The organism is Armatimonadota bacterium (assembly GCA_013359125.1).
In the GTDB taxonomy this organism is placed as follows: Bacteria; Armatimonadota; Fimbriimonadia; order Fimbriimonadales; family GBS-DC; genus JABWCR01.
This window is the reverse complement of sequence record JABWCR010000014.1, coordinates 14,275-36,054: the sequence shown is the minus strand read 5'-3', so window position 1 is coordinate 36,054 and position 21,780 is coordinate 14,275. Positions and strand designations below refer to the sequence as shown.

Annotated in this window: 19 protein-coding genes; 3 read left to right on the top strand and 16 right to left on the bottom strand. The window is 58.4% G+C overall.

Annotated features, from left to right (window positions below; translation table 11 throughout):
- Positions 1 to 15: 15 nt before the first annotated feature.
- Together thiC and HUU60_07960 are read left to right on the top strand one after the other, a co-directional pair.
- Complete coding sequence (gene thiC / locus HUU60_07965) at positions 16 to 1,359, top strand: phosphomethylpyrimidine synthase ThiC (GenBank protein NUL82639.1); 1,344 nt, start codon at positions 16 to 18, stop codon at positions 1,357 to 1,359.
- A 54-nt stretch (positions 1,360 to 1,413) separates the two neighbouring features.
- Positions 1,414 to 2,490 (top strand): redoxin domain-containing protein, encoded by a 1,077-nt coding sequence (locus HUU60_07960; protein NUL82638.1) that lies wholly within the window; start codon positions 1,414 to 1,416, stop codon positions 2,488 to 2,490.
- Here the strand turns inward: HUU60_07960 and HUU60_07955 are convergent.
- The 10 genes from HUU60_07955 to grpE all read right to left on the bottom strand — a co-directional run bounded on the left by HUU60_07955 (position 2,487) and on the right by grpE (position 12,620).
- Entirely contained in the window at positions 2,487 to 4,757 is a 2,271-nt protein-coding gene (locus tag HUU60_07955; protein ID NUL82637.1) for a YfhO family protein, read from the bottom strand. The two genes, HUU60_07960 and HUU60_07955, sit on opposite strands and share 4 nt — an antisense overlap.
- Positions 4,758 to 5,120: a tetratricopeptide repeat protein gene (locus tag HUU60_07950; protein NUL82636.1), complete on the bottom strand. Its 363-nt coding sequence runs from the start codon at positions 5,118 to 5,120 to the stop codon at positions 4,758 to 4,760.
- 91 nt (positions 5,121 to 5,211) lie between these two features.
- The gene (locus tag HUU60_07945; GenBank protein NUL82635.1) at positions 5,212 to 5,754 is read right to left on the bottom strand and encodes an FKBP-type peptidyl-prolyl cis-trans isomerase; all 543 of its coding nucleotides are present in this window, start codon (positions 5,752 to 5,754) and stop codon (positions 5,212 to 5,214) included.
- Positions 5,755 to 5,765: 11 nt separating this feature from the next.
- Complete coding sequence (locus HUU60_07940; protein NUL82634.1) at positions 5,766 to 6,512, bottom strand: FKBP-type peptidyl-prolyl cis-trans isomerase; 747 nt, start codon at positions 6,510 to 6,512, stop codon at positions 5,766 to 5,768.
- 31 nt (positions 6,513 to 6,543) lie between these two features.
- On the bottom strand, positions 6,544 to 8,007 hold the full coding sequence (locus HUU60_07935) for an aldehyde dehydrogenase family protein (GenBank protein ID NUL82633.1): 1,464 nt from the start codon (positions 8,005 to 8,007) through the stop codon (positions 6,544 to 6,546).
- A gap of 27 nt (positions 8,008 to 8,034) precedes the next feature.
- The gene (locus HUU60_07930; GenBank protein NUL82632.1) at positions 8,035 to 9,324 is read right to left on the bottom strand and encodes a hypothetical protein; all 1,290 of its coding nucleotides are present in this window, start codon (positions 9,322 to 9,324) and stop codon (positions 8,035 to 8,037) included.
- Positions 9,321 to 9,929 carry a hypothetical protein gene (locus tag HUU60_07925; GenBank protein ID NUL82631.1) on the bottom strand — a complete coding sequence of 203 codons (609 nt, stop codon included), beginning with the start codon at positions 9,927 to 9,929 and terminating at the stop codon, positions 9,321 to 9,323. The genes HUU60_07930 and HUU60_07925 overlap by 4 nt, the downstream gene beginning before the upstream one ends.
- 1 nt (position 9,930) lies before the next feature.
- A complete protein-coding gene (locus HUU60_07920) occupies positions 9,931 to 10,704 on the bottom strand; it encodes a type III pantothenate kinase (GenBank protein NUL82630.1) in 774 nt (257 codons plus the stop codon).
- A 3-nt stretch (positions 10,705 to 10,707) separates the two neighbouring features.
- Positions 10,708 to 12,081 carry a phosphoglucosamine mutase gene (gene glmM, locus HUU60_07915; GenBank protein ID NUL82629.1) on the bottom strand — a complete coding sequence of 458 codons (1,374 nt, stop codon included), beginning with the start codon at positions 12,079 to 12,081 and terminating at the stop codon, positions 10,708 to 10,710.
- Positions 12,078 to 12,620: a nucleotide exchange factor GrpE gene (grpE, locus tag HUU60_07910; GenBank protein ID NUL82628.1), complete on the bottom strand. Its 543-nt coding sequence runs from the start codon at positions 12,618 to 12,620 to the stop codon at positions 12,078 to 12,080. The genes glmM and grpE overlap by 4 nt, the downstream gene beginning before the upstream one ends.
- A 299-nt stretch (positions 12,621 to 12,919) precedes the next feature.
- Between grpE and HUU60_07905 the strand changes: the two genes are divergently transcribed.
- Positions 12,920 to 14,152: a TlpA family protein disulfide reductase gene (locus HUU60_07905; protein NUL82627.1), complete on the top strand. Its 1,233-nt coding sequence runs from the start codon at positions 12,920 to 12,922 to the stop codon at positions 14,150 to 14,152.
- Here the strand turns inward: HUU60_07905 and mrdA are convergent.
- From mrdA to HUU60_07875, 6 genes are read right to left on the bottom strand one after another with little or no spacing between them, the layout of a single operon-like run.
- Positions 14,149 to 15,933: a penicillin-binding protein 2 gene (mrdA, locus tag HUU60_07900; protein ID NUL82626.1), complete on the bottom strand. Its 1,785-nt coding sequence runs from the start codon at positions 15,931 to 15,933 to the stop codon at positions 14,149 to 14,151. The genes HUU60_07905 and mrdA overlap by 4 nt on opposite strands.
- A gap of 44 nt (positions 15,934 to 15,977) precedes the next feature.
- Entirely contained in the window at positions 15,978 to 18,266 is a 2,289-nt protein-coding gene (locus tag HUU60_07895; GenBank protein NUL82625.1) for a PBP1A family penicillin-binding protein, read from the bottom strand.
- Positions 18,267 to 18,290: 24 nt separating this feature from the next.
- Positions 18,291 to 18,947 carry a hypothetical protein gene (locus HUU60_07890; GenBank protein NUL82624.1) on the bottom strand — a complete coding sequence of 219 codons (657 nt, stop codon included), beginning with the start codon at positions 18,945 to 18,947 and terminating at the stop codon, positions 18,291 to 18,293.
- Between the two features lie 5 nt (positions 18,948 to 18,952).
- A complete protein-coding gene (locus HUU60_07885) occupies positions 18,953 to 20,065 on the bottom strand; it encodes an aminopeptidase P family protein (protein ID NUL82623.1) in 1,113 nt (370 codons plus the stop codon).
- Positions 20,066 to 20,087: 22 nt separating this feature from the next.
- Positions 20,088 to 21,266 (bottom strand): hypothetical protein, encoded by a 1,179-nt coding sequence (locus HUU60_07880; protein ID NUL82622.1) that lies wholly within the window; start codon positions 21,264 to 21,266, stop codon positions 20,088 to 20,090.
- Complete coding sequence (locus tag HUU60_07875; GenBank protein ID NUL82621.1) at positions 21,263 to 21,775, bottom strand: redoxin domain-containing protein; 513 nt, start codon at positions 21,773 to 21,775, stop codon at positions 21,263 to 21,265. Before HUU60_07875 ends, HUU60_07880 begins: the two co-directional genes overlap by 4 nt.
- Positions 21,776 to 21,780 lie beyond the last annotated feature (5 nt).

Here is a 21,780-nt window from a genome sequence, read left to right as displayed (position 1 = left end):
ATATAGGAGGCCGATATGTTCCGATCAGAGTGGGTCAAAGGGCGGAAGGGATGCGTTACGCAGATGCACTATGCTCGCCAAGGCATCGTCACTGAGGAGATGCTTTATTGCGCAGAGCGCGAGAAAGTCGATGCCGAGCAAATTCGTCAAGAAGTGGCAAACGGCACGTCGATCATCCCCGCCAATGTGCGCCACCTCTCGTTGGAACCGACCGTAATCGGCAAGAGCCATCGCGTCAAGATCAATGCGAACATCGGCAACTCGGCCGTTACCAGCGAGATCGATCAAGAGTTAGAAAAGCTTCACACCGCCGTGCACTTTGGCGCCGATACCGTGATGGACCTCTCGACCGGGGGCGATCTGGATCAGATTAGAAGCGCGATCATCGATAAGTCGCCCGTACCGGTGGGCACGGTGCCCATTTATCAGCTGGTTATGCGGGTTCGATCGGTAACCGAGTTGACCGAGGACGACTTCTTGGGAATCATCGAGCATCAGGCTCAACAGGGCGTCGATTACATGACCATCCATGCGGGCGTGCTGCTGCGCTATGTGCCGTTGACCAACGAGCGGGTTACCGGCATTGTCAGCCGCGGCGGGTCGCTGATGGCCGAATGGTCGATCGATAAGCACAAGGAAAACCCGTATTACACCCATTGGGACACGATACTGGACATCTGCCGACGGTACGACGTTACCATCAGCCTGGGAGACGGCTTGCGCCCGGGTTCGATCGCCGATGCGAACGACGAGGCTCAGTTGGCCGAACTGCGAACGCTGGGCGAGCTGACCAAACGCGCATGGGAGAAGGACGTGCAAGTGATGGTGGAAGGCCCAGGGCACATACCTTTGCACTTGCTAGAGGAGAACGTGCGGCTTCAGCAAGAGTGGTGCCATGGCGCGCCGTTCTATACGCTTGGGCCCTTGGTTACGGACATCGCGCCCGGATACGACCATATCACGTCGGCGATCGGGGCCGCTATCGTCGCATGGCACGGCACGGCGCTGCTGTGCTATGTAACGCCCAAAGAGCACCTGGGCCTGCCCAATCGGGAGGATGTTAAGCAGGGCATGATCGCCTATCGCATTGCGGCGCACGCGGCGGACGTGGCGAAGGGATTGCCCGGCGCGCGCGATTGGGACGACGCTCTCAGCACGGCGCGATTCGAATTCGATTGGAATCGGCAGTTCGAATTGGCGCTCGACCCGGAGACCGCAAGAGCGATGCACGACGAGACGATGCCGAAAGAAGCGCACAAGCATGCGCACTTTTGCTCGATGTGCGGGCCCAAGTTCTGTTCGATGGAGGTTTCGCATCGAATCCGTCAGATGGCGCGAGAGAAAGCGGGAACCGCATAGGCTTGCAAACGTGTTGTTAAGTTGTACCGAAAAACTACCGGAGGGTGGTCACACATGAGTAAGAATGGCTGGATTATTGCCGCAGTCGCCCTGACCGTGGCCGTTGCTTTCGGCGCGAAGTACGCGCTCTCATCGTCTCCCATTGAGAAAGGCTCCAAAGCCCCCGACTTTGCGCTTGAAGATCAGAACGGCAAGACCCACAAGCTCAGCGACTATGCAGGCAAGCCGGTCGCCCTGGTCTTCTATCCCAAAGATTTTACCGGCGGATGCACTAAACAGGCCTGCTCGATCCGCGATAGCTACGATGCGATCAAGAAGACGGGCGCCGTAGTCTTCGGCATCAGCACCGATTCGGTCGAGACGCACGCCAAATTTGCCAAAGAGCACAACTTGCCTTACACGCTGCTGGCCGACACGAACGGCGAAGTGGCCAAGGCGTATGGCGTGAAGTCGCCCAGCGGGCTTGCTAGCCGAGTTACGTTCTTGGTCGGCAAAGATGGAACCGTCGAAAACGTGATGACCGGCATTGAGACCGAAAAGCATGGCGCCGACTTGGCCGGTTGGGTCGCCGAGAAGCCGTCTGCCGAGTTTACGGGCAAGATCGGCGAGGTTGCGCCTTCGTTCAATCTGCCGGTCGCGTTCAAGCCGGAGGCCTTCAGCAAGTGGGGCGCTCAGGCTGGCACATCGCTGGCCAAGAATCACAAAGCGATGGTCGTGTTCTTCATCGCAACCAAGTGCCCTGTTTCGTTGGCATACGACGAGCGGATGAACGAGGTCGCCAAGAAGTTCATGGACAAGGGCATCTTGTTCGTAGGCATCAATCCTAACGTAACCGAGCCGACAGCCGAGGTTACGCAACATGCGACGGACAAGAAGTACGTCTTCCCCGTCCTGCGCGACGAAGGTCATGCGGTCGCAGACCAGTACAAGGCGGCGGTTACTCCCGAGGCGTTTGTGCTCGACCCGAACCTGAAGCTCGTCTATCATGGTCGGATCGACGACAGCCAGAATCCGAGCGGCATTACTTCGAAGGATCTGGAGAACGCTCTCAACGACATCGTAGCCGGTCGCACGGTCGCCAAGGCCGAGACCAAGGCGTTTGGTTGCACCATCAAGCGCGCTCGACGCTAACTCGTACCAAGGGCGGCTTCTGCTTTGACGCGGGCCGCCCTTTTTCTCGTCAACAGCACGCCGACTATCGCAATTCCAAGGGTTGCGAGGATCAAGCCCCACTGAAAAGAAGCCGGCGAGTAACGCATCCGGACGGTCGAGTCGCCGGGCGGAACGGGTATGGCGCGAAAAGCGCCGTTGGCACGGATGACGGGCATATTCTTGCCGTTAACCGTTGCCCGCCAACCCGGATAGTAAGTATCGCTGATGAAAAGCCACGATCCAAGACTTGAGGGATTCGAAGCGGCGATGGCGATCTCGTTTGGCCCATACTCTGTAATCCGGGCTTCGCCAGGCTGAGGATCGCCCGCGCCGTAGCGATTCAGGGCTTCTTGCGCGCCGTCTCCAGTTAAGAGGATCGTCTTCCGGCCCCATGCATCGTCGAGTCTGCGCCACGTCTCTTCCTCATCGGCAAATTCTGCCGGGCCAACGAAGAGGCCATAGCCGTTAGCGGACAATTCATACCATATACCCATGTTAAACTCCCGCTTCACCCGCAGCCATGACCATCTCTCTCTCATAACCTTGGCAAATATCATATTGCCGTTTTCTACCGGCGCGCTGTCCTGCTCGTTCATCCAGTCGGCCATGCGTTTGTACCATCGCAGGAGCGTCGAATCGTAACCGGTCGCATCGGGCGTTCGCCACGCAGCAGCGGTATTGGGGGGCAATTGGCCCCGGGGAGCTTCTCTCAAACTCCAAGAATTGTTGATCCCGATGATTCGCTCGCCTGGCTGAAGAGTTGGCACATTGTAGGGCTTGGGGAATGCAGCCTCGATCGGACCGGTCAAGTTGTAGCGATAGGCGGGAATAAAAAGGGCGATAACGGTCGCTGCAAGGACGATCTTGGGCTGCTTCAAGATCGATGCGGCGATAAGCACGATCAGGGCAGCAAGCGAAGGGATGTGAATGATCTTGGAGAGATCAAACGACGTCCCTTGAGGCAGCAGGCCAAAACCGATTAGCGCGAAAGCGGCGACGATCGATAGAAAGAGTCCGGTTGCATGCGGCCACCGCGTTGGGCGATCTCGCAAGGCTTGAGCGCCATGCGCTGCCAGCCCAGCCAGAGCCAGCGCAGCAATGCACAGCACGCGGGCGGGGCTGCCCGAACCGCTCCATCCAGGCAGATAGAAGTAGAGCGCTTGGGTAAGACCGGTACCCATAGCGATCATGATCGCTACAACCCAGGCAGCCAGCCAGAACCAGACAGCTGGCGTTCGGCGAGAGACCAGCGCGGCCGACGCCAAGAAAAGCGTCGGAAGACCAATAAAGAGCGCCAGTTCGGCATAGTGATACGCGCCCCAATAATCGCCGTCCCGGGGATGGCCAAACGGTTCGGGCGAGACGTAGGAAATCAGATGATAAAGAGGCATTGCCAGACGCGAATAGGCTTGATAGCCTTCGGCGGTCGGGATGGTCGCTCCACGGTGAGAAAAGCCAATCAGTTCGAGCATTGGAAGCAACTGTAACGCAGAGATCGCTGCTCCTAACATCAACGCGATCGGCAAAACGCCAAGGCTGACCCATGCTCGACGTTGAATCGACAAGAACAGCGCATAGGCCACGGTCAAGGCCAGGCCGTAAAAGGCGAACTGAAGATGCCCCGCCAGCAGGATCATTGCAGCAGCCAGCGCCAGCCATGCCGCTCCTGTGCGAGGGTCGTCGACCAGACGGTGGCAGGCGACCAGCGCCCAAGGGATGCAAGAGAGAACGGCGGTAACCGACGGCAGTTGCAACCATGCGACGAAGAACGCGCTCAGACACCAGACTGCCCCGCCGACCATACTGGCGGTAGTCGATAAGCCTTGTCGGGCAAAGAGCAAACAGCCGCCCAAGCAGGCCCAGAAGAGGGCGAACCAGGCCAGCCATCCGGTCGCACGGGCGGCTGATAGCGGGGCGGACATCAGATTGGGCGGGTAAAACGGCGCGGATTGGCCGTTTGCTAGAAGGGGCGCTCCGCACAAGGCGTAAGGGTTCCAGAGAGGCGCCTGAAGCGATCTAATCTGCTCGTTGCTAATGTCGCGCCAATGGTAGAACTGTGCGAGGCTGTCCCAGTTGAGCACGTCCCAATAAGCATCGTCAACCGGTAATCCCATTTCTGCCCATGGCGACATTGTTTTCAGCAGCGGCAATGGCGCAAAGACATGTCCCCCAAGCGTCGAGCGCCAGACGAGCGCAAAGGCGAGAAGGGCTGAGAAAGCGAGGAAGAGCGCGAGGCGCCGCCGCATTTAGCGGAAGTAGATTATCTGGCGCTGCGCCATCTCGTTGTTGGGGTCTTGGCGCAACACCTCTTCAAACTCTTGTTTGGCCTCGTCGTTGAAGCCTAACATGCAGTATTGCATGGCCAAGTCGACTCGGATGGGCGGATCGTTAGGCAGTATCTCTACGGCGACTTTCAGTTCTTCCAACGATTCGTCGAACAGACCGATAAAGGAATAGACTCGTCCTAACTGGTGATGCGCCTCGGCATTGTTCGGTTCGTTGCCCAGCAGTTCTTTCAGCATCCGTTCGGCCTCATCGAACTGGCCTTCGTTGATGATCTGAACCACGTGTTTGATAATGCCGTTCGAATCCGACATGAGTAAGTTCATGCTCCCATAGCCGCACTGAGGGCGAAGATTGGCGCTCCCTGCCTACCCAACGTCCGGTAATTATAACCGATATTCATGGAAAGATGCAAACTCAGCGGAGCGCAAGCAGGTCGACTTCGAAGATCAGCACGGAATTGGGCGGGATTGCGCCCATGTCGCGGCTGCCGTAACCAAGTTCTGGAGGGACGATCAGCTTGCGCTTACCGCCCACTTTCATGCCTGCTACGCCCTCGTCCCAACCCTTGATCACTTCGCCCGCGCCGATAGTAAACGAGAAGGCTTGGCCTCGATCCCAAGAGCTGTCGAACTGCTGGCCGTTCGTAAGCGTTCCCTTGTAGTGGACTTGGGCAACCTGGCCTTTCGCAGCCTCCGCTCCGGTTCCTACTTTGAGGTCTTCGTATTCCAATCCCGAACTCGTCTTCACGGTTTTGCCTTCCTCCTTGGTCTCGGCTTTTTCGGCGTCTTTCTTGGCTTCGTAGTCCGATTCCTCGGTCTGGTCGGCTTTTTTCGGCGGCTCCATGCCTTCTGGCACCGGTTTGTTGTTCGTGGTTTCGGTCGTTGCTTCCGGCTCTCCGGAGCAGGCCAGAAGCCCGACGATCGCTGCGGCCAAGGCTATGATCGCGAGGTGTCGCATAGTTTCTCTCCCTACTTGATTCGGATCAGTTCGACCTCGAAGATGAGCGTCGAGTTAGGCGGTATAGTACCCAAATCGCGATCGCCATAGCCCAGCGAGGGCGGGATAATGAGTTTTCTTTTGCCGCCTACGCGCATCGTGGCGAGGCCCTCGTCCCAGCCCTTGATGACGTTTCCGGCTCCGAGCACGAACTCGAACGGCTTGTTCCGATCGTGCGAACTGTCGAACTTGGTTCCGTTCTCAAGAGTTCCCGTATAGTGAACGACGACCGTCTTGCCAGTAACCGGATAGTCGCCATCCCCGATAGTCAGGTCGACCCATTTGAGGCCAGTTGCAGAAGATTCCTCTTTGCCGGATACTTTCTGTTCTGGACGGACGCTGATGAGCTCAACGATGTAGGTAACGGTGGAGTTGGCCGGAACCGCAGAGTATGCGGTCGAGCCAAAGGCGAGATTAGGAGGCATCACGAGTTTGCGCTTGCCGCCCGCTTTCATGCCGATCATGCCCTCGTCTAGGCCTTTGATGACCTTGTTGCGCCCAACGTTGAAAGTAAACGGCAGACCGGACGACTTGGTGTTGTCAAACTCCTTGCCGCTGGCGAGCGTAGCCGTGTAATGGATCGTAACCTCGTCGGTCGCCTTGACGGCATCGCCCGTGCCGATACGGAAGTCTTGAATTTTAAGGCCGGACGGGAGGGTGGCCAATAGGGTGCCTTCATTCTTGCCCGGCTGAGCCGACGCTAAGCTGATTAGGCACATTGCGATCAGTAAACTTCTCATTTCATTTCTCCTAATGTAAGTTGACGTACGCTTCGAGGCCGTGCAGGCCGCCTTCTCGACCAAAGCCGCTCTCTTTGAAGCCGCCAAAGGGGCTGGTCGGATCGAATCGGTTGTAAGTGTTGCTCCAGACGACGCCCGCTCTCATTTTCTTGGCAAAGGCAAGATACTTGGAGCCTTTTTCCGTCCAAACGCCGGCGGAGAGGCCGTAACGAGTGTTGTTGGCCAGTTTGACCGCTTCGTCGGGCGTCCTAAAGGTCATGATGGCCAGCACAGGGCCAAAAATCTCGTCTCGGGCGATCGAGCAACTCATTGAAACATTGGTAAAGAACGACGGTCGGAACCAGTAGCCCTTGTCGGGCAGCGGGCAGTTCGATTCGTGGAACATTGCGCCCTCTTCGACGCCTTTATCCACCATGGATCGGATGCGTTGGAGCTGCGCCAGCGAATTGATGGCGCCGACATCGGTGTTCTTGTCCAGCGGATCGCCAATGCGCAACAATTCGATGCGTCGGCTCAGTTTTCGAACGACCGTATCGACAATGCTCTCTTCGACCAAAAGGCGGCTGCCTGCGCAACAGACGTGGCCCTGATTGAAGTAAATGCCGTTGACGATGCCCTCTACCGCTTGGTCGATGTCCGCGTCCTCGAAGATGACGTTTGCGGCCTTACCGCCAAGTTCTAACGTCAAACGCTTGCCTGTGCCTGCCAAGGCTTTTTGAATGTTGCGACCGACCTCTGTGCTGCCGGTAAAGGCGATCTTATCGATATCGGGATGATTGACCAAAGCCGCGCCGGTAGCGCCTGCGCCTGTGATCACGTTGACAACGCCTGGTGGGAGGTCTGCCTGTTCGAACACTTCGCACAGGAGCAAGACCGTGAGCGGCGTCGTCTCGGCGGGTTTGATCACGACCGTGTTGCCGCACGCCAGCGCGGGGGCGATCTTCCAAGCAGCCATTAACAGCGGAAAGTTCCAAGGAATAATCTGGCCGACGACCCCGATCGGCGAGGCTTGGCGTCCGTGAAAGGCGTATTCCAGCTTATCGGTCCATCCCGCATGATAGAAGAAGTGCGCCGCGGCCAATGGGACATCGACATCCCGCGATTCTCGGATCGGTTTGCCGCCGTCCATGCTCTCCAAGACGGCGAACTCGCGCGACCGCTCTTGAATGATGCGAGCGATGCGGTAAAGGTATTTGCCTCTTTCGGCGGGTTTAAGTCGGTTCCAAGGCGAAAGGGCCTTCCGCGCAGCGTTGACGGCGAGATCGACATCGGCTTCATTGGCTTCGGCAACATGGCTGAGCGTCTTCTCGTTGGCCGGGTTGACCGTTTCAAATCGTCGGCCCGATTGGGGCTTGGCCCGCTTGCCGCCAATGTACAGGTCGTACTCGGGCAAGATGCGAACGATGTCGCTTGATTCGGGGGCTGGAGCATAGGTCCAGTCCGCGCTTTGAGTATGGGCTGTGGCCGCGCTCATGGTGATATTGGGCTGTTCGAGTATACCTCAATCGGGGTGGAGTTGGTGGCGCGCGGCGGCCATTGCGCGGGTTTCCGGCCGATCCCATAGACAGCCCATAACGTAGGCTTTGGAGTAAGCGATCTTAAGCAGAAGAGAGAACTCGCGGGCACCGACGCTTGCCAAAGCTCTCACTTGGATGGGCTTCCCGAACTCGGCGAATCGTTCCAGCATCTCCTCGATCGTGTGCAGGTCGTGCCGACTATCGACCTCCACTTCCAGACACTCGAAGGGCGCATTGGCATCGACCAGAGCGGAGGCTGTGCTGAGGGGGCCGCGGGTCAATCCGTCCTCACCCATTGGCCCAGGAGAAGCGGACGCGCCAGTAAGCGGCAACGAAACGATGCGAACGGCGTGAGAATCGGTCTCGTGGGCAATGGCGCCTAACCCTGCTACGATCACGATGACGTTGTCGATCGAGATGCGGTATCGCCCGGCAAATCGATAGAGGCCTTTCGCGATCTGCCAATATCGAGACCGTCCGCGGAACCGACGCATCGATGCCGCGAGCGCAGATTGTGCTGTATGCGCGACGGACGCTACGGTGTCGGCTTGTTTTGCAGCGGCCGGCCACGGGTCGTCTTCTATCTGACAGACAAGCCGACGCGCCACACATTCGGCCAGTGCCGCTTCTGCTTCAATACCGTCTCCAAACCAGTCGCAACGCACTGCAACGGCGTTGCAGGTTTGTGCTGTGAGGTCCCAGTCCGATCCGGGCGCTAACCCAAAAAGAAACGCTTCTCTCATTCCCACCCGAGATATTCGGGCGCGAGCGATCGTCTCGGTCAGTTGTTCGCCAAGGCCGACCGACAGAACAAGCGACTGGTCGGCCAATCGAGCGACCTGTTCTGGAGCGGCGGTTGCCCGCGCGGCGTCCAAGAACGCGCGCGATTCGTTCAGACCTTTGGTCAGCCCCTCATTGGCCCCGATGCGCTTGGCGGCCCACTTTGCAGTCTGGCTAACTCGGGCAAGATGAGACTGAGCGATCTCGCGATTGAGGAGAGATTGGTGCAGGGCCGAAGCAGATCGATAGCCCGAAGCGCCGGCGGTGGCATAGAAGGTCTTGCGACCGACCGTTGAGACGTTCAATGGGGCGCAGAGGATAAAGGGCGAGCGCGGATAGACAAGCCGCAGTTCGCCATTCTTGCCAGGGCGACAGGTCTCAGGATCATAGGGATCGAACTGGCTGTCGCAAAGGAAGGCTTCCTTCAGATCTGCCTCTGGCGCGGGCGACCCGTCCGGCAACAACAACCTTGCAACATAAGGGCGGGCGCTCACGCTGATTCGATTGGGGAGTGGAGCACGATCCAGGCGACTATCGATGCAGGGGCTTCAATGTTCGTAGCGATGCGCTCGATGGCTCGGTTCAGTTGTCGCTCGTCCATCTCGTTGTCGATTCCGACTTTCTGGATCGCCTCGCGGATCACGATGGTCATCTCTTGCAGATAGAGCGCTTTGGATTGGTTGAGGCTGCGGTTGGGCAGCTCGGCAAATCGCCTACCGACCGTTTCGAACACCCCTTCCCAGTTCTGTTGGGTCTCGCGAGTCTGGCCTCTTCGTTCGTGGGCTTCTTCTTCAATCCTTTTGGCCTCGCGTTGACGCTCCTGGTGGTACTCATAGTCGGCTTTAGTGACGCCTTCGACAACGACCAGCGCGACCCTGGAACCCAACGCCTCGGAGAGCAGCGATTCGATCATATTCTTGGTAGCGGGCGTGCGCAGATGGCCGATGAGATCGGCGTTCTGATGGGGCACTCCGAAGACCGTTGCATCCCCGTCTCTCAGAATCGGCGTCATGGCGTCGATCGCTTGCCACATCGAACGGCCGGTTACCCGATCCTTAACCTCGTCTCGAATGGCGCTCCAAACGTCCGCTAAATCCATGTCAGTTCTCTCCGTGCTTCATACGATTGTGGATGATTCTGAGACCGTCCAGCGTCAGATGCGGCTCGACGCGATGAATCGAGGGGCATAGACCCGCAATCCGTGTCGCCAAGCCGCCCGTGGCGACCACAGCCGCGTCGCCGCCCAATTCTAACTTTATCCGACCGATTAGCGACTCGACGGCTCCGGCCGTGCCTAGGAGCACGCCGCTGCGCAGGCTTTCGGGCGTCGTCTTGCCGATCGCTTGGGGGGATTCTTCCGAAAGATCGATAGCGGGCAGTTTGGATGTTTTGCCCGCTAGAGACTCCAATGCCAAGTAGATGCCCGGGAGGATCGAGCCGCCCAAGTACTCCTTTTGAGACGAAACGACATCGAGCGTAACGGCGGTGCCAAAGTCGACCACGATCGCGGGAGAACCGACAAGGCTCTCTGCCGCTACGGCGTTGGCCAGACGGTCGGCGCCGACCGCGCTAGGCGGATCGTAAGCAATTGTGATCCCCAACGGCAGGTCGTGCGTTACAAAGAGCGGCTTGCAACCCAGCCATTTGGCCGCCAAGCGGGAAAAAGTCTCGTTAAGAGGAGGCACGACGCTCGCAATGACGATGCCGGTGGGAAACTGATCGATGCCTCCCAGTTTGAGCACGTTGAGCAAGACGGCGGCCAGTTCGTCTTCGGTCGCTTGCGGGCGAGTGGCGATGCGGAACGAGCGCCAGCCGTCCTCGACGCGAGCGCCAAAGACGATCTGAGTGTTGCCCGCATCGATCGCCAGCAACAACGCTCAGGCACCTATCCTGTCGATGATGATGCGTCCGATCTTGTCGCTCCATTTGGTCGCATCTTGGGCCTCTTCTGCTTCGACCAAGACGCGCACAATGCCGCGCTCTGTGCCCGATTCGCGAATGTTGACGCGACCCTTTGGAGCGAGCGCTTGCTCGGCTTGTTGGTACGCTTCTGTGATCTCCGCGTCCTCGTGCCAAACCTTGGTTCGATCGGTCGCGTACTTCTCCAGTTTTCGAGGCATGGGGCGAAACGGATGGGCGACTTCAGAAAGCGGCTTGCCCGATTCTTTCAGCAGGCATAGCGCCTGGATCGCCGTGAGGATGCCGTCGCCGGTAACCGAATGCTCTGCAAAGATCAGGTGGCCGCTCTGTTCTCCGCCGATGATGGCCCCCATCTCGCGCATCTTGTTGACCACGTGCCGGTCGCCGACATCGGTCATGACGAGTTGGATATCGGCCTCCGCCAATCGCTCTCTCATACCGCCGTTGGACATAATCGTCGCAACCACAACCGGCGGCTTGAAACCGCCGTTCCTTTGTTTGTGCAGCGCGAACCAGCACATGATTCGATCGCCGTCTACTTCGTTGCCTCGCTCGTCGATCAGCAGACACCGGTCGGCATCGCCGTCGAAGGCGATTCCAGCGTGGGCGCCGGAGCCCGTAACGCTCGCAATAAGACCGCCCAAGTGGGTCGATCCGCAGTTCTCATTGATGTTGTCGCCGTTGGGCTCGATCCCGGTCTCGCACAAGGCGGCTCCCAAAGCGCGCAGAACGCGAGGGGCGATCGCATAAGCCGCGCCGTTCGCACAGTCCAACGCAAGCCTCATGCCTTCGAACGGTCGTTCGGCGCCGGCAATCTGTTGTGCTGCGCCGACGAGGTAATCGGCGTAGCTCTCGACCCAAGCCGAACCGTCCTTCCACTGCCCTATCTTGTCAGACGTCGCGAGTTTCAGGCCGCGCAACTCGTCTTTGACCGTCTGCTCGATGGTCTGCTCCGTCTGGGTCGGTAACTTGCAACCATCGGGGCCGATCAATTTGATGCCGTTGTCGGTAGCCTTGTTGTGCGATGCCGAAACAATGATGCCGACGCCCGCTTCGTAACGCGGGCAAAGAAAGGAGACCGCCGGGGTGGGCGCAATGCCAATGGAGATCGTCTCGACTCCCATTTGGGCGAGTCCCGCTGTCAGGGCCGCTTCTATCATAGGGCCGCTGCGACGGGTATCCCGACCAATGATGGCTCGGAGCGGACGCCCCTCCTGCTGAAGCCAACCGCCGACCGCCGTGCCAATTTTCGCGGCCATCTCGGCAGTAACGATGACGTTTGCCTCGCCGCGGAATCCGTCGGTGCCGAACAGCGTCAGTTCGTCGCTCATACGGCGGTGTCGATGCCTCCGTTCTCGATGGGTTGTTCTGACTTCTTTGCAACCAGCACTCGGCTCGGTCTCAGCACGCGGTCTTGTATCGTATAACCCCTCTGAATCTCTTCTACGATCTCGCCATCTTGATGATCGACCGATTCGACCCGCGAGACCGCGTCGTGAAGATTCGGATCGAACGGCTTGCCAACAGCCTCGATCGGTTTGATGTCAAAGCGCTCGAGGAGCTCGGCTATCTGCTTTTGGGTCAGCCTGACGCCTTCTAGGATGCTGTTTCCGTCTTCGGCGTCCACAGCAGCCGAGACAGCACGATCGAAGTTGTCGAGAATGGGAAGGAGATCGTGCACAAAAGCCTCAACCATGGTCCACCGGATCTGGTCTAGGGCGTCTTGCTGCCTGCGCCTGTAGTTTTGAAAGTCGGCCAGCGTTCTTAAGTAGAGGTTTCTCTGCTCTTCGGCCTCTGCAAGGGCGTTTTGAAGCGCATCTGATTCGGCTGTCTCTATGGTTTCTTGAATATCGCTTGTCGTCTCTTCCATCGGATAGTCGGCCTCAGTCGTTCTATGGACGGATTTTACCTGAGGACAGGTTGAGCGAACCCTTTTTAGCCGACAATCGTCTATATAAGTGATTGACCTCCTTTCTCCGTAAAGGGTGCGGCGGTCTTCAGACCGTTGATACCGCGAGACGGGCGCTTGGGTCCGCCGGCCCGAGCGACGAGAGACGGCCGGGCATCGATCCTCCTTTCGATGTCCGGCCTATTTGCTATTGGCTTGACATACTGGCCTAAAAATGGCCATAATCTTTGTTAATCTACGAACAAAAGGAGGCGCAAGAGATGGGCGCGCCCAAAAAGTCGTTAGTACTTCTCGCTGTAACGCTGATCGCTGGTTTGGCGATTGCCGTCGATAAAGAGCCGGAAGAGGTCATTGAGGCGATCAACAAGCATCGCAGCTCAAAATTGGCCGAAGCTCGCACGGCACAAAAACCTGTCGATTTTAACGCTCTCAATCGCGAAATTCGCGAAATGGCGCTGGAAGGCGTCAAAGGCGTCGACCCGAGCAAGATCGCCCCTGAAAAAGGATATGCATGGGCTCAACTTTACGAGATGGCCGAAATGCCCAAGGAAGTGTGCGATGCGGCCAAGGTCTATCTGACCACCAACCCGGCGCCTGCGGCCAAGTTTGACGCGCAAATCAAGATGGCGACGGCGTGCAACACGCTGAAGGAAATCGATGCGGTGATCGAGCTGATCGCCAAGATGTCTCCGTCCAATACCAACCAGGCTCGAACGCTGGCTTCGCAGACGGCCTATGTGTTCTCTGAGTCGATTGCCGGAGCGGTTGGCGCAGAGAAGGCGATTGCGGCGCTGCACTCGGTCAAGAAGAATGTGATGGCTGCTGAGTTTTCGGCTCAGCCCGCAGACGTAGCGGCCAAGCAGAACATCGCACAGATGTTCGCCGAAAAAGAGGCCGACCTTCTGATTACCTTGAAGCGAAAGTCCGATGCGATCAAGGTTCTTGAAGAGGGTATTACCGCCGTTACCGCCATTGGCGAGGACAAGGGCGGTCTGACCCGACGCCTGGCTTCCAAGAAGACCCAGATCAACATGGTCGGCACGAGCGCGCCCGCATTGACCAGCGAGCGCGGCTATGGCGAGTTTCCGGGCCTTGAGGGTCTGAAAGGCAAGGTCGTGCTGATCGACTTCTTTGCCCACTGGTGCGGGCCGTGCAAGGCCGCTTTCCCTTCGATGGTCGAGATGTACAAAGACCTGAAGTCGAAAGGGCTTGAGATTGTCGGCTTTACGACCTACTACGGCTACTATGGCACGGAGCGCAACATCAGCAAGGACGACGAGTTCGCCAAGATGAAGGACTTTATGGCCGAGCACAAGATGACTTGGCCCGTAGTCTATGGCGAACGGTCGAACTTTGAGAACTATGGCGTTACCGGCATTCCGCACGTCGCTCTCCTAGACAAGGATGGCAACGTGAGCCACATCAAGATCGGCTATAGCGAGGCTGGCATGAAGGAGCTTCGCAAGAAGATCGAGCAGCTGTTGGCCGACTAAAGCGCGTTGGCGGGCGTTGCAGTTCTGGCGCCCGCCGCTTTTCTTTTGTCCTTAAAATAAGCCTCTAGCCACGCCTTGGCAATCGGCGCGGCGATGGTCCCCCCGTGTCCGGCTTCTTCGGCCATAACGACCAGAGCGATCTCTGGTTTGTCGGCCGGCGCATAAGCCACGAACCAACTATGGGTCTTGCCGCCCTTTCTAAACTCGGCCGATCCTGTTTTGCCTGCGACTTGGATGCCCGGGAGAGTTACGCTGCGCGCAGTGCCCGATGAAACGACCGAGACCATGCCCCTATGGACTAATTCCCAGTGAGCGGATTGGCCAAACGGTTTGATGGCGATTTGTGGTTCTGCCTCCAGCAACAATCTTGGCGCATAGGCAAAACCGCGGTTGGCCACAACGCAGGTCATCTGCGCCATCTGGATCGGCGTCGTTTGAAGAAAGCCTTGTCCGATTCCGTAGTTGAAGGTGTCCCCGCCGTACCAAGCCTGCTTGTATCGCTTGCGCTTCCACTCCTCATCGGGCACTAAGCCCTTGCCTTCGTGAGGCAGGTCGATCCCAGTGGGAACGCCGAGGCCGAACATCCGACTGTACTCGGCCAGGCGGTTAGGGCCTGCGCGGCGAGCGGCCTCGTAGAAGTAGCTGTCGCAAGAGTGAGCGATCGCTCCCAACATATTGACCGTGCCGTGAGTAGCGTGGCACTTAAAGAATCTTGTGCCCAATTGCGTGCCTCCGCGACAAGTAACCGTGTTGCGCGGGCTCATCAGCCCTGTCTCCAGCACGCTCATGGCGGTAACCATCTTGTAGATCGAACCCGGCGCGTAAGCCGACTGTATGGCGCGGTGCTGCAGAGGCGCGCTCTTATCGTTCGTCAGAGAGTTCCAAAGGTCGGCGGGAATCCGTCCGACAAAGAGGTTGGGATTGTAGGCTGGGCGGCTTGTCAGAGCAATGACTTGGCCGTTCCTGGGGTCGATGGCGACGAGAGCGCCGCGAACCTTCTTGTCAACGAGCAATTGGTACGCCAACTGCTGGAGGTTGGCGTCGATCGTAAGGGCCAGGCGCTCGCCTCGTTCGCTCTCGATCGTTTCCAGCACTCTTGCGTGTCGGCCCTTGGGCGTAACTTCTACACGCTCGCCGCCGGGCTGGCCATGCAGGCGCAGTTCGTATCGATGCTCGACGCCGATCTTGCCGACCAAATCGCCGCCATCGTACCGGGCGATGGGCAGGTTGCCGTCGGAGTCTGCGTCCTCCGACAGGGCGGCATATCGCTTCAACTCGTCCGGCGAAACCTGACCGACATAGCCGATGAGATGAGCGGCCGAGGAGCCAAGAGGATAAGATCGAGGCGAGTCCATCCAGACTCGAAGCTCGGGAAAGCGATGCTGCGCCTCGAAAACGGGCACGGCTTGCTGATAGCTCAGACCGCTGGCAATAATCACAGGGGCGAAGGGATTGACGTGCGGCGATTCCACATCTGCCTTAAGCTTAGCGAAGTCAAGATTCAGCAGATTGGCGATCAGATGGAGGTGGTCGGGATTGCGCTTGGCCTCGTCGGGCACTACGGACACAACGAAGACCAACGGCTTGTTGGTGGCTAAGGGGAGACCGTTACGATCGACGATCGCTCCACGCGGAGGTGCAATTCGCACAAAACGAGTGCGAGCGCTCTGCGCCTTCAGTTCCAGCTGCTCGCCTTGGGCGATTTGTAGATACCAAAGCCGTAGCCACAAGATCAGCAGCGCGACGACGATCAGCCCAAAGAAGAGACTGGCGCGCGCCATGGCGGGGTTGGGCCTGCGCCTTGAAAGTTCTTTATAATCCATCTCTAATGGGGCGGTCGGTGGCGGCTGCAAGATCGTCGAGGCGCAGCATCGGCGGTCATCGATCGCGCGATCGATTCCGGGCAATACTCGGTCGCTCGCTGACCGGTATCGGCGCAGATGCGAACGTTGATCATCGGCTCCGGCTCGTCGGGCATGGCGGCTCTTGGGCCGGCGGCCGTTTCCCTGGGCTCGGCGGGCCGCGTTCGAGTTGTGCGCTCCAAAGTTGGCTCGCTGGGCGCATTGGGAGCGGTCGAAGGCGGATAGAACTGCCAGTCGTTGCTCGGGGGCTGCTCTTCTCGCGGTTCGTCTAACGGCGCCTCTTGAACTCGAGGAGAAGGCGGTTCGCCCGATTCGATGACGACCTTCTCATCGGGTTTCTCGGTAGTCTTGCGCTTCGCGTCGATTGCGATAACGTCGTTCATCAAATCGGCCCAAATGGCCGCGCAGACAACGCCGCCAAAGACGCGCTTCATGGGCAGATAGTCCCATCGCTTGGACTTCGCGTTGTACTGGGCGCTGGAAACCCATACCACCGCAATATAGCGGGGCGTATAGCCCACGAACCAAGCGTCGCGATAGTCGTTGGTGGTGCCTGTTTTGCCTCTGGCTTCTGGAATCTTGCTGGCGGCGGTCGCTGTGCCTCGGGTTACGACCTTACGAAGGATATCGTCCATCCATTCTGCAGATTGTTCGGAGATCGCTTGTCGCTGGCGGTTTTCAGTAGCCAAGATCGCGGTGCCTTCTCGGTCTTGTACGTCCACAATCAGCCGGGGTCGAACCATGACGCCTTTGTTGGCAAAGACGGAGTAGGCTTGCGCCAGTTCGATCGGTTTCACGGCGTTCGCGCCCAACGCCAGCGGCAACACAGGGTCTAACGGCGACTCGATCCCAAACTTGATTCGCGCCTCTTCGGCCACGGTGCGCGCGCCTACGAGCTCCATCGCCTTGATGGCGGGAATGTTGATTGAGTGGATGATGGCCGATTCGACCGAGACGCTTCCTGAGAACTTGCCATTAGCGTTTCTGGGCTTCCAGGGCTTGCCTGCTGCGCCCGGGTAGGAAACGGGCGCATCGACAAGGCGGCTGCTCGGACTCAGTTTCTCATGCTCGAAGGCCACGGCGTAGACCAGCGGTTTGAACGAGGACCCGGGCGGGCGGCGTCCTTGGGTGATCGCATTGTACTGGCTTTCGCGAAAATTGCGCCCTCCGACCAAGGCTCGAATGTAGCCCGTTTTCAGATCGATCAGCACGACAGCGCCCTGCGTAACGCCTTTGCCGGCATGCTTGGCGATACCCTTGCTAAGAGCGTTCTCTGCAGCGGTCTGCATGGCCATGTCGATCGTCGACTGCACGCGCAGGTCGCGATAGAGAAACTCGCGAGAGAACTCGTCTTCCAAATCGCGCAGGATGTCCATCACGGCATAGGGCGCTCGAAAGCCGTGGGAACCCTTGGGATTCTTGGCCAGGCGCAGCGGTTCCGCCTTGGCGGCATCGCGCTGAGCGGTCGTTATTAGGCTCTGTTCGGCCATAAGATTGAGCACGATGTTGCGCTGGCGCTTGGCTTCTTCGGGATAAACATAGGGGTCGTAGCCCGAAGGTCGCTGCGGCATGGCGGCCAACATCGCGCACTCGCTGAGGGTTAAGTCCTTCAAATCCTTGTTGAAGTAGGTCCGGGCCGCCGACTTGACGCCATAGGCGCGATTTCCGTAATAGACTTGGTTCAGATAAAGTTCCAGAATCTGCTCTTTGGTGCGGTTGCGTTCGATCTCGGTCGCCAGCAGAATCTCTTGCACTTTCCGGTTCAAAGTGCGCTCTTGCGAGAGGAAGATGTTGCGCGCAAGCTGCTGCGTGATGGTGCTTCCGCCCTGTTGGAGCCGACCGCCCGTAACGTTGACCCAAAGCGCCCGGGCGGTGCCTCGGGCATCGACGCCCTTGTGCTCCCAAAACCGCTTGTCTTCCTTGGCAATGGTGGCGTTGATCAGGTTTTGCGGCATATCGCCCAACAGCGCCGGCTCTCGCTTCTCGTCCGAAAGTTCGCCCATTACGGTGCCGTCCGACGAGAGGATCTTAGTGCTGCCCGAGGGCTGAAAACTCTGAATAGCCTCGATGGAGGGGAGTAGTTTCGAAGTGTTATGGATGACAACTGCGACGAAGGTAACGCCGACGACCACCAAAGAGAGAACCAAGAGCGCGAACGCGGCAAGGATGCGCTTCCAGAGGGCTTTCTTCTTCCTTCTGCGCTTGCCGGTCCGTGGCGCGACGCCTTTCAGGGCTCTTTCTCTCTGTGCCATAGGGTAAGGCCATTATACCGAAGGCTAATCTTGGTAGAGCGGCGGCAATCCGCAATGCTCTCTAAAGGTTAGATACGTTAACCCTTGGCGTTCCGTTTCGCCCAACAGCGTTCTCAATATCTCTCCTCGCGGGTCTGCGACGGCCATTATCGGGCAATGGAGCCAGATTAGATTCGTCTCGTCTTTCAGGCTTTCGACCAGCGACAGGAGGAAGGCCGAAGCTTGCGCCGGGCCGAGCCCGTTGGCATGAAAGTAGGCCGCATCGACGGGCGCCGTCGGCGTTAGACCGTGGTTTTCTGAGCTTAACCACCGCAACTGGAAGTTGCGGATGGTCTCATCGCTGGGCGGCTGTAGGGAACCGAACGCGGCACAGGCGCCCGAGGGCACAAAGCCCTGTTCCTTCATGTATCGCAGGATTTCGCCCAACTCTGCGCCAGGTCGATCGCGACCGGGCAAGAGCGGCTCTATCGGCAATCCAAAGTCGTAGAGAGTCCGGATTGCGCCATGAAAGGCTTGCATGGACTCCAATGTCGCAGATGCCTGAAGGTCGTTCTTGCTCTCTGCGCCGATGTCCGCCAACCGGCGCAGATATGCGATCGATTGACAGGGATCGGCCAGACTGGGCAGGCCCTCGACATTAGGCGCATCGAGGTCGATGCGAATGATCAGGCGTCCTGCCATCGCCCTTAGCCGATTTCTCGAATGTCTGCGCTGGGCTCGGCGTTCAGCGATTCGCAGCCGCTCTCGGTTACCAGGCAAACGTTCTCGATCCGGATGCCGAACTGTCCGGGCAGATAGATGCCTGGCTCAATGGTGAAGCAGTTTCCGGCCTGAAGCGGCTCGGCATTGGTCTCTACGATATAGGGGGGCTCGTGCACGGATAGACCAATTCCGTGCCCCGTGCGATGAACAAAGTACTCTCCATATCCAGCATCGGCGATGACCTTGCGAGCGGCGCGGTCCACTTCTTGAGCCGGCACGCCCGGGCCCGCTGTCTCCAGCCCAGCCTCATAAGCGCGATGGACGGTCTCGTAGACCCTTCTCACATCATCGTTTGCTCTGCCGACGCAGACGCAGCGCGTGATGTCGTTGCAATAACCCTCAACGACGCCGCCAAAATCGATCACGACCACATCGCCCGGCTGCACTTCTCGATGCCCTTTCTCGTAATGGGGCTTTGAACTGTTCGGCCCGGAAGCGACAATGGGACCGGCAAAGGCCAAGCGGGAGCCGCTTTGCGCCAATGCCCTTTCCAAAGCCACCCCTATCGCGATCTCCGTGTGGCCGGGAGCGCAAAGTTCTAAGCCGTCGGCCACTGCGGCGTCCGTAAGAGCCGCTGCAGCGCGCATGTGTGCAATCTCGTTCGCGTCCTTGATTGAGCGAACCTTGGCAACGGTCGGCCAACCGCTGCGAAAAAGCGCGCCCGGAATCGCCTCTTGAAGCCCTAATAGAAAAACAGACGGCGTCTCGTCATCGACGGCGATGACGGCAGAGCCAAGGTCTAAATCGTGCGCAAACTGCCCTAGCGCCTTTCGATAGCCTTCAGAATCGTGCCAGACATAGCGAACAGCATAGCCTGCCGAGTTCGATTGCGCGCTCTCGGCGCTCAGGCTCGGCATAAACCAGATCGGATCGCCCTTAAGGGGGATTGCAAGAAACATCATGCGCTCGAGCGGCGCCTCGCGAAAGCCGCTAAAATAGCCCATGTTGACCTGGGTGGCGGCCAAATAGAGATCGACGCCGTCCTGAAGCATCGCCATGCGCAATCTTTCTGCTCTCTGCTGATAAAGCACGCTCACTGGGTCTTCCTCCGATTCCGCATCATTGTACCGTCTTGGCGGGCAGCGTTTCGAGCCAGATCAACGCGGTCTCGTCTTCCAACCCCTGTCCAGCGGCTATTGGTCGAGGCGGAGCGATGGGATTCCGAGGATTCGCCGAAGAGTTATCATAAATGAACCGAGCAGTCAACTGAGAGCCCTTTGGTAAAGTCAAAGGCTCCTTGAGCACATATCGATCCTGCCAGTTAAAGTCCCAGTCGCGAATGATCAGAAGCGATTTGGTTTCCCCGGTCGGCAATCTCAGAGTCAGCCTAACCTCAACGCACAGCAACCGGGCATGGGGGACGATGCCTAACAGCGTCCGATCTTTATCGATCTTGACGGTCTCTTGGATCAAGAATCGACTTTCATTGGCCGGGATCGTCGGCAGTTTTGGCGCAATCTCAACCATCTCAACCTCGTCCTTGGGTTGCCCAGCGTAGTAAAGACCGATTCTGAGCCGATCGCGCTCCTCTCTCCCCGTTGCATGGTAGTGCGCTTGGACCAGCAGACCCGAACCAGCCGGAATTCGTTTGTAGATGCCTTCAGGCAGTTTAACTGTCGGATGCCCTGGAGACCAAATGAAGAGGAACGAATCGGGATCGTGCGGCGCGAGCGCCTTGCCGCTCGGAAGGTTCTGCTTGTTCGCATAGACCAGCACGTGGTGCAGCACGCGCGGATTGCTGGGCATGACTTGGATTGCGCTGACATATCTCTCCTTGTCTGCCCTCAGTGGGATGGCGAACGTATAGAACAGATCGCGCCCCTCTGCGGGAATGGCGTGCTCTCTGGGCAGCTGTACGATCTCGTCCGGCTGCCCCAGCGCCCATCCCTGGCTAAAACTCGGCGGTTTGGGGCGTCGCCTTGGATCGCCTTCGGGGGCGCCGGCGGCCGCCCAGTCGTCGATGAGGCGAATCTGTTCCCTCGTCAACCTTCGTTCGCCTTCGAATGCCACGTCGCAAGGCTCGGCTTTCCAAGGCGGCATCAGTCGTCGTTGCGCCACATAGGCCAGTTGAGGCGCGCGCTTCCGCGCCGATTCGTAGTCGGTCAGGGTAAACGGGCCGATCGCATTGGCTCGATGGCAGGGCGCGCAGTGTTCGTCCAAGATCGCTGCAATCTGATCGCTATACGTAGGCGGTTGCACAGCCGCAAAGAGGACGGAAATGACTAACAGGAACTTCATTTGCGCGAGGGAATTACACACCCGAGCGCCACGGTTTCACGAACTTGTGGCTTCTTTCCGGCAAGAACCGCGTCAAGAGCATTGCGCAAATCGCGCCGATTGGGTTCGCGCCGCAGTTTCGAGTAGTCGGCATACCGGTCGTCTATACGTCCTTGGTACGCGATCTCGCCGTTTGGCAACAATAGAAAGGCCTGAGGAGTTACGGTCGCGCCAAAGGCGTTCACCAACTTGTGCTCCTTATCGTGTATCGCCATGCTCGGCAGCTTAAACTCCTGTTGGTGGCGCTGAATCGTCTTCCCGTTCAATGCTGGATCGGGATAGACGAGAAGAGTTTTGACGCCTTTCTTGGCGTACTCGGCAGCAATGCGAGAGACTTCCGGCGCATAGGCGTTAGCGATGGGGCATTCGTGGCCGACAAAAAGCACAAGCGCGGGCCGTGCGTCGGGCAGAGTCGCGCTCCCGCCGCCCACCAGCGAGACTTTGGTTCGGCTTAACTTCTTTTGTAGCACAATGG

Coding starts and splice junctions, on each gene's coding strand:
- thiC (NUL82639.1), top strand. CDS start 16: ATGTTCCGATCAGAGTGGGTCAAAGGGCGGAAGGGATGCGTTACGCAG.
- HUU60_07960 (NUL82638.1), top strand. CDS start 1,414: ATGAGTAAGAATGGCTGGATTATTGCCGCAGTCGCCCTGACCGTGGCC.
- HUU60_07955 (NUL82637.1), bottom strand. CDS start 4,757: ATGCGGCGGCGCCTCGCGCTCTTCCTCGCTTTCTCAGCCCTTCTCGCC.
- HUU60_07950 (NUL82636.1), bottom strand. CDS start 5,120: ATGAACTTACTCATGTCGGATTCGAACGGCATTATCAAACACGTGGTT.
- HUU60_07945 (NUL82635.1), bottom strand. CDS start 5,754: ATGCGACACCTCGCGATCATAGCCTTGGCCGCAGCGATCGTCGGGCTT.
- HUU60_07940 (NUL82634.1), bottom strand. CDS start 6,512: ATGTGCCTAATCAGCTTAGCGTCGGCTCAGCCGGGCAAGAATGAAGGC.
- HUU60_07935 (NUL82633.1), bottom strand. CDS start 8,007: ATGAGCGCGGCCACAGCCCATACTCAAAGCGCGGACTGGACCTATGCT.
- HUU60_07925 (NUL82631.1), bottom strand. CDS start 9,929: ATGGATTTAGCGGACGTTTGGAGCGCCATTCGAGACGAGGTTAAGGAT.
- glmM (NUL82629.1), bottom strand. CDS start 12,081: ATGAGCGACGAACTGACGCTGTTCGGCACCGACGGATTCCGCGGCGAG.
- grpE (NUL82628.1), bottom strand. CDS start 12,620: ATGGAAGAGACGACAAGCGATATTCAAGAAACCATAGAGACAGCCGAA.
- HUU60_07905 (NUL82627.1), top strand. CDS start 12,920: ATGGGCGCGCCCAAAAAGTCGTTAGTACTTCTCGCTGTAACGCTGATC.
- mrdA (NUL82626.1), bottom strand. CDS start 15,933: ATGGCGCGCGCCAGTCTCTTCTTTGGGCTGATCGTCGTCGCGCTGCTG.
- HUU60_07895 (NUL82625.1), bottom strand. CDS start 18,266: ATGGCACAGAGAGAAAGAGCCCTGAAAGGCGTCGCGCCACGGACCGGC.
- HUU60_07890 (NUL82624.1), bottom strand. CDS start 18,947: ATGGCAGGACGCCTGATCATTCGCATCGACCTCGATGCGCCTAATGTC.
- HUU60_07880 (NUL82622.1), bottom strand. CDS start 21,266: ATGAAGTTCCTGTTAGTCATTTCCGTCCTCTTTGCGGCTGTGCAACCG.